This is a genomic window from Stenotrophomonas sp. YJH_SMC_8, from assembly GCF_059371315.1.
In genome coordinates, this window is the sequence record NZ_JCAFUL010000004.1 from 336,643 (window position 1) to 349,163 (window position 12,521).

General features: G+C 67.1%; 8 protein-coding genes. All 8 read left to right on the forward strand.

Translation table 11 applies throughout. From position 1 onward, the window contains the following. The first annotated feature begins 26 nt into the window (after window positions 1–26). Window positions 27–3,149: an efflux RND transporter permease subunit gene (locus AC5P88_RS07230; protein ID WP_106551071.1), complete on the forward strand. Its 3,123-nt coding sequence runs from the start codon at window positions 27–29 to the stop codon at window positions 3,147–3,149. Window positions 3,150–3,421: 272 nt separating this feature from the next. Continuing rightward, the gene (locus AC5P88_RS07235) at window positions 3,422–5,485 is read left to right on the forward strand and encodes a TonB-dependent siderophore receptor (RefSeq protein ID WP_495224693.1); all 2,064 of its coding nucleotides are present in this window, start codon (window positions 3,422–3,424) and stop codon (window positions 5,483–5,485) included. A 186-nt stretch (window positions 5,486–5,671) separates the two neighbouring features. Continuing rightward, entirely contained in the window at window positions 5,672–7,849 is a 2,178-nt protein-coding gene (gene yccS, locus AC5P88_RS07240) for a YccS family putative transporter (RefSeq protein ID WP_106551069.1), read from the forward strand. A 167-nt stretch (window positions 7,850–8,016) separates the two neighbouring features. Next, window positions 8,017–8,811: an SDR family NAD(P)-dependent oxidoreductase gene (locus AC5P88_RS07245; RefSeq protein WP_495224694.1), complete on the forward strand. Its 795-nt coding sequence runs from the start codon at window positions 8,017–8,019 to the stop codon at window positions 8,809–8,811. A gap of 139 nt (window positions 8,812–8,950) precedes the next feature. Then, window positions 8,951–10,840 carry an MFS transporter gene (locus AC5P88_RS07250; protein ID WP_106551067.1) on the forward strand — a complete coding sequence of 630 codons (1,890 nt, stop codon included), beginning with the start codon at window positions 8,951–8,953 and terminating at the stop codon, window positions 10,838–10,840. A 181-nt stretch (window positions 10,841–11,021) separates the two neighbouring features. Next, entirely contained in the window at window positions 11,022–11,309 is a 288-nt protein-coding gene (locus AC5P88_RS07255; protein WP_005419784.1) for a CD225/dispanin family protein, read from the forward strand. A gap of 34 nt (window positions 11,310–11,343) precedes the next feature. Further along, window positions 11,344–11,622 (forward strand): CD225/dispanin family protein, encoded by a 279-nt coding sequence (locus AC5P88_RS07260; RefSeq protein WP_005411298.1) that lies wholly within the window; start codon window positions 11,344–11,346, stop codon window positions 11,620–11,622. Window positions 11,623–11,665: 43 nt separating this feature from the next. Then, complete coding sequence (locus AC5P88_RS07265) at window positions 11,666–12,091, forward strand: DUF2752 domain-containing protein (RefSeq protein ID WP_049427336.1); 426 nt, start codon at window positions 11,666–11,668, stop codon at window positions 12,089–12,091. Window positions 12,092–12,521 lie beyond the last annotated feature (430 nt).

Genomic DNA, 12,521 nt, shown 5'->3' on the forward strand with positions numbered 1-12,521 from the left:
GCCCCGCTGCTGCGGGGGACCGCACGATGAACCTGTCCGGCCCCTTCATCCGCCGCCCGATCGGCACCGCCCTGCTGGCCATCGGCCTGTTCATGGTCGGCCTGATCTGCTACCTGCGCCTGGGCGTATCGGCGCTGCCGAACATCGAGATCCCGGTGATCTTCGTGCATGCCAGCCAGTCCGGCGCCGATGCGGCGACCATGGCGTCCACGGTCACCGCGCCGCTGGAACGCCATCTTGGCCAGCTGCCTGGCATCGACCGCATGCGTTCATCGAGCTCGGAAGGCAGCTCGCTGGTGTTCATGATCTTCCAGAGCGGCCACAACATCGATTCGGCCGCGCTGGACGTGCAGACCGCGATCAACTCGGCGCAGGCCGACCTGCCTTCGGGCATGGGCTCGCCGATGTACCAGAAGGCGAACCCGAACGACGACCCGGTCATCGCCATCGCGCTGACCTCGCAGACGCAGTCGGCCGACGAGCTGTACAACGTGGCCGACTCACTGCTGGCGCAGCGCATCCGCCAGATCAGCGGCGTTGCCTCGGTCGACATTGCCGGCGCCTCCACGCCGGCGGTGCGCGTGGACGTCAACCTGCGCCTGATGAACGCGCTCGGCCTGACCGCCGATGACCTGCGCAACGCGGTGCGCGCGGCCAACGTGACTTCGCCCACCGGCTTCCTCAGCGATGGCAACACCACCACCGCGATCATCGCCAACGATTCGGTGGCACGCGCCGCCGACTTCGCCGATCTGGTGGTCAAGACCCAGGGCGATGGCCGGGTGATCCGCCTCAAGGACATCGCCAACGTCTACGACGGCCAGCAGGACGCTTACCAGGCGGCCTGGTTCGACCACAAGCCGGCGGTGGTGATGTACGTGTTCACCCGTGCCGGCGCCAACATCGTGGAGACCGTGGACCGGGTCAAGGCACAGATCCCGACCCTGCGCGACTACCTGCAGCCGGGCACCACGATGACGCCGTACTTCGACCGTACGCCGACCATCCGCTCCTCGCTGCATGAAGTGCAGATCACCCTGCTGATCAGCCTGGCGATGGTGGTGCTGACCATGGCGCTGTTCCTGCGCCGGCTGGCACCGACGCTGATCGCCGCGGTGACCGTGCCGCTGTCGCTGGCCGGTGCCGCGCTGGTGATGTACGTGATGGGCTTCACCCTGAACAACCTGAGCCTGCTGGCGCTGGTGATCGCGATTGGTTTTGTGGTCGACGATGCGATCGTGGTGATCGAGAACATCATGCGCCACCTCGACGAGGGCATGCCGCGCATGCAGGCCGCGTTGACCGGCGCGCGCGAGATCGGTTTCACCATCGTCTCGATCACCGCCTCGCTGGTGGCGGTGTTCATCCCGCTGCTGTTCGCCAGCGGCATGATGGGCGCGTTCTTCCGCGAGTTCACCGTCACCCTGGTGGCGGCGATCGTGGTGTCGATGATCGTCTCGCTGACGCTGACCCCGGCGCTGTGCAGCCGTTTCCTCAGCGCCCATGACCACGCCGCGCCGCCGTCGCGCTTCGGCCGCTGGCTCGATGCCGGCCACGAACGCATGCTGCGCATCTACACGGTGTTCCTCGATTTCTCGCTGCGCCACGCGCTGCTGATGTCGCTCACCCCGCTGATCCTGATCGGCGTCACCGTCTTCCTGTTCGGCGCGGTGAAGAAGGGCGCGTTCCCGCCGCAGGACACCGGCCTGATCTGGGGCCGGGCCAACTCCAGCGCCACCGTGTCCTTCGAGGACATGGTCGCCCGCCAGCGACGCATCACCGACATGCTGATGGCCGACCCCGCGGTGAAGACCGTGGGCGTGCGCCTGGGCAGTGGCCGCCAGGGCTCCAGCGCACAGTTCAACATCGAGCTGAAGTCGCGCAGCGACGGCCGCCGCGAGACCACCGCGCATGCGCTGGCACGGTTGAGCGCCAAGGCCGACCGTTACCCCGACCTGCAGCTGCGCCTGCGCGCGATCCAGGATCTTCCCAGCAACGATGGCGGCGGTTCCAGCCAGGGCGCGCAGTACCGCATCTCGCTGCAGGGCAACGACCTGGCATCGCTTCAGGAATGGCTGCCAAAGCTGCAGGCGGAACTGAAGAAGAACCCGAAGCTGCGCGACGTCGGCACCGACGTGGACAACGCCGGCCTTCGCCAGAACATCGAGATCGACCGCGCCAAGGCCGCGCGCCTGGGCATCACCGTCGGCGCCATCGATGGCGCGCTGTACGGTGCGTTCGGCCAGCGCCAGATCTCCACCATCTACTCCGACATCAACCAGTACAGCGTGGTGGTCAACGCCCTGCCCTCGCAGACTGCCACACCGGCGGCGCTGGACGAGGTGTACGTGCGTGCGCGCAACGGCGACATGGTGCCGATCACCGCAGTGGCGACCCAGGTGCCGGGCCTTGCGCCGTCGCAGATCACCCATGAAAACCAGTACACGACGATGGACCTGAGCTACAACCTGGCGCCGGACGTGAGCATGGGTGAAGCCAAGGCGATCATCGATGCCACCGTGGCCGGCATGCGCATGCCGGGCGACATCCGCCTGGCCGATGACGCCGGCTTCGGCTTCAACTCCGACCCCAGCGACATGCTGATCCTGGTGCTGGCGGCGATCCTGACCGTGTACCTGGTGCTGGGCATGCTCTACGAGAGCCTGATCCATCCGGTCACCATCCTGTCCACGCTGCCGGCCGCGGGCGTGGGTGCACTGCTGGCGCTGTTCGGTACCAACACCGAGCTGTCGGTGATCTCGATGATCGCGCTGGTGCTGCTGATCGGCATCGTCAAGAAGAACGCGATCATGATGATCGACTTCGCGCTGGTGGCGCAGCGCGAGCATGGCCTGGCACCACGCGATGCTGCGCGCGAGGCCAGCATCGTGCGCTTCCGCCCGATCATGATGACCACGATGGTGGCGATCCTTGCGGCGGTGCCGCTGGCGATCGGCCTGGGCGAAGGCTCCGAGCTGCGGCGCCCGCTGGGCATCGCGATGATCGGCGGCCTGCTGTTCTCGCAGAGCCTGACCCTGCTCAGCACGCCGGCGCTGTACGTGATCTTCTCCTGCCTGGCCGAACGCTGGCGGGCACGGCGCGCACGCAAGCGCGAAGCGAAGCTGCTCAAGCGCGCGCAGCGGGCCTAGAAAGGCCCATCCACGCATGGCGTGGATCTGCTGAAACGGTAGCGCCGGGCCACGCCCGGCGGCTGCGGGTGGTGGATGCGGACCATCGGTCCGCACGCTGCCGGATTTGACGCGCCGTAACGAAAAGAGAACAATTCTCATCCAGCCATGGTCCTGCGCCCCTCCGCGGCGCCCCGCTGCCATCTCCGGCCAGCCTGCGTGATCCCAGCCACTGCCCCTTCCCCCACCTGTGGGCGGATGGCCTGTGGCCGCCCGCCGAGGATCACCGAACCATGCCATCGCACCTGCTGTGCCGCCCGGCCCTGCTTGCCATTTCCCTGTCCGTGGCGTGTGCCGCGCACGCTCAATCCGCACCGGACCGCGGCAACCGCAGTGCCACCGAACTGGATGCGGTCAAGGTCACCGCCGAACGCACCCACGCCGACGCCGGCGCCCTGGGTGATCGCGCCCTGCGCGATACTCCGTTTGCGATCACCGCCGTGGGCCGCGAGCAGATCGAACAGCGCCAGGTGGTCTCGCTGGGCGAAGCGTTCCTGCTCGACCCCTCGGTCACCACCCAGGTCAGCGCCTATGCCAGTGGCTGGAGTTCGCCGATCCGCAATCGTGGCATCGACCTGAACTTCGACAGCTATCGGGTCAATGGCCTGCAGGTCTCTTCCTGGGGCACCGAATGGCCGCTGGAAGTGATGGAACAGGTCGATCTGCTGAAAGGCCCGGGCGGATTCCTTTACGGTTTCGGCGCACCCGGTGGCATCGTCAACTACATCACCAAGAAGCCGACCGATACACCCACCTTCTCCGCCCAGCTGGGCTGGCGCGAGCAGGGCATCGTCAGTGGCGGCATCGATGCCGGTGGTCGCTTCGGCAACGAGCAGATGTTCGGCTACCGTTTCAACGCCTACCGGGAAAAGGGCGAGACCTTCAACGGGGGCCGCGTGGACCGCAAGGTCGGCGCACTCGCTTTGGACGCACGGCTGACTGATCGCCTGACCTGGACCCTGGATGGCGTCTTCCAGTCGCGCGATCTCAGCGGCGAAGCGCCGCAGTACTACTTCCGCGGCCTGACCTCGGCGCCGCGCCCGATTGCCGGCGACGTCGACAATGGCGTGCCCGGCACCTACTACGACACCCGATCGAGCCTGCTGTCGACGGCACTGAACTGGCAGATCAACGGCAACTGGAAGGCCAATCTGAGCTACGGCGTCACGACTTCGTGGAACGACGTCAACAAGATCTTCGCCTACATCGATGATCTCAACGGCGACTATGACGTCAACGTCTACGAACTGGGCGGCAAGAGCGAGTGGAAGCTGGCCCAGGCGATGCTGCAGGGCAGCTTCCGCACCGGTCCGCTGCAGCATCAGGTGGTGGCAGGCATCAGCCACCAGACCGGGCTGGGATGGGACCGCCCCTACGAGTGGAACCCCATCGGCCGCGCCAACCTGTACCAGCGCCACGCCATCCGCCACGACGCCGTCGGTTCACGAGTGATGACCCGTGGCGACGAGACCGTGCAGCAGGCGGTGTTCGCAAGCGATACGGTGAACCTCGGTGGCCGCTGGTCGGTGCTGGCGGGCTGGCGCTACAACGACTTCGAAACCAAGGGGCGTTACCACACCTACCCGGTCACGCCGACCTACGCCGTGATGTTCAAGCCCAGCGAGGCGGTCACGCTGTATGCCAGCTACATCGAATCGCTGGAAGCCGGCAGCCGCGTAGGCAACAGCTACATCAACGCGGGCGACGTGCTCGACCCGACCATCAGCAAGCAGTACGAGATCGGCGCGAAGGTCGAGGCGGCGCGCTGGAACGCGAACCTGGCGGCGTTCCGGCTGGAGCGTGGCGCCAACATCGATGAGCTCACGCCTGCCGGCAAGCGCTTGGTGCAGGACGGCATCACGCTCTACGAAGGCATCGAAGCCAGTGCCGACCTGCACCTCAACGATGCCCTGACGGTCGGCGGTGGCGTCACCTGGCTGGACCCGACCTACGACAGGCTGTCGCCGGCCAGCGCCGCACAGGAAGGCAACCGTACCGCTGGTGCCGCGCGCTGGAGCGGGGTCGTGCACGCCACCTACCAGCTGCCGTGGGTGGACGGCCTGGAAACGTATGCGGCCGTGCGCTACTACGGCGATGTCTGGTACGACGCCGACAACACCCTGAAGCTGCCCGACTACACTCTGGTGAATGCCGGCGTCGGCTACCGCCTGCTTGCTTCGGGCCACCCGGTGACCCTGCGTGCCAGCGTCGAGAACCTGGCCAACCGGAAGTACTGGTCCAACGCCGGCGCCGGCCTCCCACGCACCCTGGCTCTGAGCGTGCGCTGGGAGATGTAACCCAACCCCGGTAGCGCCAGGCCGTGCCCGGCGGTTTTGCCTGTCCGCCGCTCATGGCGCGGCGCTACCGGATTCGGTGGGTGCGGACCGTTGGTCCGCACATCGGTCGGCACATCAATCAGCACGCGGCCCCCCATTTCACGCGCCCCCCGCAATAATGGTGGGAGATCCTTCCACCGAGCCTGCATGTCCGCCCGCCAATCCCGCCTCAGCCGCCTGTGGGCCCACGAGAAGGCCAGTTATGGCCTGCGGGTGTTCATCGCCCTGACGGCGGCGCTTGCCGTGTGCTGGCATCTGGACGCGCTCACGGCGCTGCCCGGCGTGTTCCTCGGCATCATCGCCAGTGCCATCGCCGAGACCGACGACAACTGGTGGGGCCGGACAAAGGCGGTACTGCTGTCGCTGCTGTGTTTCTGTATCGCTGCAGCCTCGGTGATCTGGCTGTTCCCGTGGCCATGGATCTTCATCGGCGCGCTGGCACTGTCCACCTTCTGCCTGACCCTGCTCGGCGCGCTCGGCGAGCGCTACGCATCCATCGCCCAGGCCACGGTAACGCTGGCGATCTACACCATGATCGGCCTGGAGCAGCATGGCGCCACCGATCTGCACAGCGCGCTGGACGCCGTCAGCCACCTGCTGGCAGGTGCCGTCTGGTACGGACTGCTGTCGATCCTGTGGACCGCACTGTTCGCCAACCGCCCGGTGCGTGAGCGCGTGGCGCGGCTTTACATCGAACTGGGCCGCTACCTGCAGCTGAAGGCCGCCCTGTTCGAGCCGGTACGTGAAGCCGACCTGCAACGCCGCCAGCTCGATCTGGCCGAGCAGAACCGGCGCGTGGTCGGCGCGTTGAACGAGGCCAAAACGGCGATCCTGGCCCGCTTCGGCCGCTCCGGCCGGCCCGGGGTGAACTCCGGCCTGTACCTGCGCCTGTACTACATGGCGCAGGATTTCCACGAGCGCGCCAGCTCCTCGCACTACCCGTATGGCGCGCTGGTCGACGCCTTCTTCCACAGTGACGTGCTGTACCGCTGCCAACGCCTGCTCGACCTGCAGGGCCAGGCCTGCGCGCGGCTGGGCGAGGCGATCCGCCTGCGCCGTCCGTTCGTGTATGGCGAAAGCAACCAGCAGGCCGGGCGCGACCTGGCCGATGCGCTGGCCTACCTGCGCGACCAGCAACGCCCGCAGTGGCAGCGCCTGCTGGGTTCGCTGGACCTGCTGGTGCACAACCTGCGCAGCATCGAGCGCCGCCTGCTGGACGCCGAACGCTCCGAGGCCAGCCTCGACAATGTCGATACGCGCCTGCGCGACAGCAACCCGCACACCCTGCGCGAGATGGGCGTGCGCCTGCGCCAGCAGCTCACGCCCGGCTCGGTGCTGTTCCGCCATGGCCTGCGCATGGCGCTGGCACTGATCGCCGGTTTCGCGGCCATCCGGCTGTTCAACGCACAGAACGGCTCGTGGGTGCTGCTGACGATCGTATTCGTGTGCCGGCCCAACTTCGGCGCCACCCGCCAGCGCCTAGCGCAGCGCATCGTCGGTACCGTGGCCGGCCTCGTGCTCACCTGGGCGCTGCTGCAGCTGTTCCCGCAGCTGCACGTGCAGCTGCTGATCGCGCTGCTGTCGGCGCTGCTGTTCTTCTTCACCCGCACCGATCGCTACCTGGTGGCATCGGCGGCGATCACCGTGATGGCCCTGACCTGCTTCAACCTGATCGGCGATGGCTTCGTGCTGATCGTGCCGCGCATGGTCGATACGCTGCTGGGCTGCGCGATCGCCGCCGCCGCCGCTTTCCTGATCCTGCCCGACTGGCAGGGCCGCCAGCTGCATCGGGTGCTGGCGCGGGTGCTGGATACCGCCGCGCGCTACCTCGATTCGGTGCTGGGCCAGTACCGCAGCGGCATGCGCGATGACCTGGCCTATCGCATCGCCCGCCGCGACATGCACAACGCCGACGCCGCGCTGTCCACCGCACTGTCGAACATGCTGCGCGAACCCGGCCACGTGCGCCGCAACCTGGATGCCGGCTTCCACTTCCTGGCGCTCTCCAACACGCTGCTTGGGCACTTGTCGGCGCTGGGTGCGCACCGCGACCAGGTGGACAGCTACGCCGGCGATCCACTGGCCCTGGCTGCCGGTGATCGCGTGCGAAAGGCACTGCAGCAGCTGGCGGCGGCGCTGGCCGCACGACAGCAGGTCGCGGAAGATGACAACGACGCTGATCGTGCGGTGGCCGCCGAGCTGGAACAGATCGATGAGGCGATGCCGCCGAAGCTGCAGCTGATCCGCACGCAGATGGCGCTGGTGCTGCGCCTGCTGCCGAAGGTGCGGGCCGCGGCCAATGAGGCGGTGCGTACGCTCACCTGACAACGTGCCGCCGGGCATGGCCCGCGGATGCCGGTTCCGGCAACGTGGCGAGGCCGCCGGGCATGGCCCGGCGCTACCAGCAACGCAACAGCGCGTTGCGTCTGGCGCTGCATCCCGATCACGTTTCCGCGCGGATACTGGGTGATCCCCTGCTCCTGGACTCCCCCATGAAGATCGAACTCGCCGGCCGTACCGCGCTGGTCACCGCTTCCACCGCCGGCATCGGCCTGGCGATCGCCCAGGGTCTTGCCACAGCGGGTGCGCGGGTCATTCTCAATGGCCGCAGCACCGACAGCGTCGAACGCGCCCGCCAGCGCCTGCTCGCCGCCGTTCCGGGTGCCGAGGTGATCGGCGTCGCCGCCGACCTCTCCGATGCAGCCGGCGTCGATACCCTGCTGGCCGGCCTGCCCAAGGTCGACATCCTGGTCAACAACGCCGGCATCTTCGGCCCCGAGGACTTCTTCGAGACCGAAGACGCCACCTGGGAGCGCTACTGGCAGACCAACGTGATGTCCGGCGTGCGCCTGTCGCGGGCGCTGCTGCCGGCGATGGTGGCAGCCGGTTGGGGCCGCGTGTTGTTCATTTCCTCCGAATCGGCACGCAACATTCCGGCCGACATGATCCATTACGGGGTCAGCAAGACCGCGCAGCTGTCGCTGTCGCGCGGCCTGGCCAAGCGCGTGGCCGGCAGTGGCGTCACCGTCAACGCGGTGCTGCCCGGCCCAACCCTGTCCGACGGCTTCGCGGCGATGTTCGAAGATGAACGCCAGCGCAGTGGCAAGCCGCTGGAGCAGATCGGCCGCGAGTTCGTCATGGCACACCGGCCGTCTTCGGTGATCCAGCGCACTGCCACGGTCGAAGAAGTGGCCAACATGGTCGTGTACCTGGCGTCCCCGCAGGCTTCGGCCACGTCCGGCGCGGCACTGCGCGTGGATGGCGGCGTGGTAGACGATATCGTCTGAGATCGATCGAGGCGTGCGGACCAACGGTCCGCACCCACCGCCATGGGGTCTGGGTAGATCCGCGCCATGCGTGGATGCGCCCCACCGCAGTCCCGACACACGGGCAGGAATGCTAGGCTGCGCCGGTCAAGGAGGCTCCATGTCCGGTCACAACCAGTTCGCCCTGCTGCGCCAGCGCCGTTTCCTGCCGTTCTTCGTCGTCCAGGCGCTGGGTGCGTTCAACGACAACGTGTACCGGCAGGCGATCATCAGCATGTTGCTGTTCATGGCCGTGCCGGAGGAAGAACTGGGGTTGTACGCCACGCTGGCACCGGCCATCTTCATCCTGCCGTACTTCCTGTTCTCGGCACTGGCCGGGCAGATCGCTGACAAGCTGGAAAAATCGCGGCTGATCGTGATCACCACCACCATGGAGATCGTGATCATGTCGCTGGCCGCTACCGGCTTCCTCACCCAGAGCCTGCCGGTGTTGCTGGTGGCGTTGTTCTGCACCGGCATGCAATCGACCCTGTTCGGCCCGGTGAAATATTCGGTGCTGCCGTCGGTGCTCAAGCCCGAGGAACTGACCGGTGGCAATGGCCTGGTCGAGATGGGCACCTCGATGTCGATCCTGTCCGGCATGATCGTCGGCGGCCTGGTGTTCACCGTCGCCGGCAGTCATGGCACGGTGGTGGCCGCGTGCGCGATCATCGCGCTGGCGATCTGCGGCAACATCGCCGCACGGCTGATTCCCAAGGTCGATGCCGGCGATCCCAACCTGAAGATCAACTGGAACCCGCTGCCGGAATCGCTGGCGGTGCTGCGCATGGCGCGCCAGCAGAAAGCGGTGCGCAACTCGATCCTGGGCGTGTCCTGGTTCTGGTTCGTCGGTACCGTGCTGACCTCGCAGTTGCCGGCCTACGCAGTCACCAATCTGGGGGGCGAGCCGACCCTGTACATCTTCGCCCTGGCCCTGTTCTCGGTCGGTACCGGCGTCGGCTCGCTGCTGTGCGAGAAGCTGTCGGCCCGCACCGTGGAAATCGGCCTGGTGCCACTGGGCGCGTTCGGCATGACCGCGTTCCTGCTCGACCTGTACTTCGCCCGCAGTGGCGAAGCAACGGTGCACGGCCTGACCGTCGGCACCTTCCTGCAGCAGCCGGGCAGCATCCGCATCGTCATCGACCTGATCGGCATCGGCCTGTTCACCGGCATCTTCGTGGTGCCGCTGTTCGCGCTGATCCAGAGCCGCACGCCGAAGGCGCAGATGTCGCGTGTGTTCGCCGCGCTGAACATCCAGAATTCCGGCTTCATCGTGGGTGCGGCCCTGCTGTCGCTGGCCGCGCACAAGCTGCTGCACTGGACCATCCCGCAGCAGTTCCTGGCGCTGGCCATCGCCAACGCGCTGGTGGCGATCTACATCTTCACCATCGTCCCCGAATTCCTGATGCGCTTCCTCAGCTGGCTGATGGTGCGCACCCTGTACCGGCTGCGCCCGCACGGCATCGAGGCCAACGTGCCCGACGAAGGCGCCGCGCTGCTGGTCTGCAACCATGTCAGCTACATGGACGCACTGATCCTGTCGGCGACGATCCCGCGCCCGGTGCGCTTCGTCATGTACTACAAGATCTTCAACATCCCAGTGATGCGCTGGATCTTCCGCACCGCCAAGGCGATCCCGATTGCCGGTGCACGCGAGGACCCGGCGCTGATGCAGCGCGCGTTCGATGAAATCGACGCCGCGTTGGCGGAAGGCGAGCTGGTCTGCATCTTCCCGGAAGGCGCACTGACCCGCGACGGGCAGATGGCCCCGTTCAAATCCGGCGTCGAGAAGATCCTCGAACGGCGCCCGGTGCCGGTGGTGCCAATGGCCCTGCGCGGGATGTGGTCGAGCATGTGGAGCCGGCGCGACAGCCGCCTGGGCCGCATGCGGGTGCCGCGCCGTTTCCGCGCCACCGTCGAAGTGGTGGCGGCACCGGCCGTGGATGGCCACACCGCCAACGCCCAGGCGCTGGAAGCCCAGGTGCGGGCCCTGCGCGGCGATCACGCCTGACGGAATCGGCCCGCCAGGCGACCCTGCGGCCTGCCCCGCATACGCCACCGTCCAGTGGCGAACACGGCATGCCGTGCGTGTAAACGCATACATGCAACGCCGGTTGCGGTAGATTACGCACCCACAGGGGGGAGGTTCGGCCGATTCACCAAGGCCGGCCACCAAGGAATGGAGTCTCGCTTTGAATCAACCACCACCGCTCAGCCGTCCGGTCTACATCCCCAACCATCTGGTCTGGGCGATCCTGACGACGCTGTTCTGCTGCCTGCCGTTGGGCGTGGTGTCGATCGTCTATGCCTCCCAGGTCGATGGCCGCCGCGCGGCCGGCGATCTGCCCGGGGCTTACAGCGCGTCGCGCAAGGCGGGCTGGTGGGCGGTGGCTTCGGCCGTGGCCCTGCCGGTCCTGTTGTTGTTGTGGTTCGGGCTGTTCGGCGGCTTGGCCGTACTGGGCGCTCTTTCCGACCAATGATTCACCACCACCACCCATCAAGGAGCTTGAACCCATGAATACCGCCACTCCGCAGGTCCCGAACAACCTGGTCTGGGCGATCCTGACCACCCTGTTCTGCTGCCTGCCGGCCGGCATCGTGTCGATCGTCTACGCCGCCCAGGTCAACGGCAAGCTGGCCGCTGGCGACATCGCCGGCGCTCAGGACTCCGCCGCCAAGGCCAAGAAGTGGGCCATCTGGTCGGCCATCGCCTGGGCCGTGCTGGTCGTGCTGTACGTGCTGTTCTTCGTTGTGCTCGGCGGCATGGGCGCGATGAGCAACAGCGGCTACTGATACGCCTGGACGGATCCGGCGCCTGCGCCGGATCCGTTGTTGCATGTCCGCGCTTCCCATCCGTTCCCGACTCGCCCGCTGGGCGCCGCTGCTGGTTTCCGCCGGCCTGGCCGCAGGTGCCACGGTGGTGCTGCGCAACGTCAATCCGTATGTCGCCGGCAATCCGCTGCCGAGCTGTCCGCTGTACGCGCTGACCGGCCTGTACTGCCCGGGCTGTGGCAGCACGCGCTGCCTGTATTCCCTGGTCCACTTCGACCTGCCCGGCGCGATGGCGATGAACCCGTTGCTGGTCATCAGCCTGCCGTTCCTGTTGTTGATGCTGCTGAACATCGCCGGCATCCGCCCACGCGTGCTCGACCCGCTGATGCGGGTACTGGCCAATCCCACGTTCTGGCTCTGGGTGCTGCCCGGGTACGCGCTGCTGCGCAACCTGCCGTGGGCACCGTTCACTGCACTGGCACCGATCTAGGTTTCCAGCCAACGGCGCAGCCCCTCGTGGTGGGCGGCGTTTGTCGGTCATGGGATAGGCCGGGCGGGTGGACTGCGCAGGGGCCGCTGCAAGTACGTCCATGTAAGCTCGGTCGCCGCATCCATGCGGCTCACGCCCCTGCGCAGCCCACCCGCCCGGCCACGGACAGTTTCCGTGTGCGTCCACCACGGAAAAGAAAAAGAAGATCAAAAGCGGATCGCTTCGCTCTGCATCCACGCATGGCGTGGATCTATCGTGTCGACCAAGGTCGACACCCACCGGCAGTCGCAGTTGACCCACCGTCACCGGGAAACTGTCGGGGGTGGGGCGGTGTGGGGCTGCAGGACCGTTGGCGCCATGGGCCCGAGGCATGCCTCGGGCGGGTTGGGCAGGACGCCCAACCCTGGCCTTGCCGTGTGCGCAGGACAGC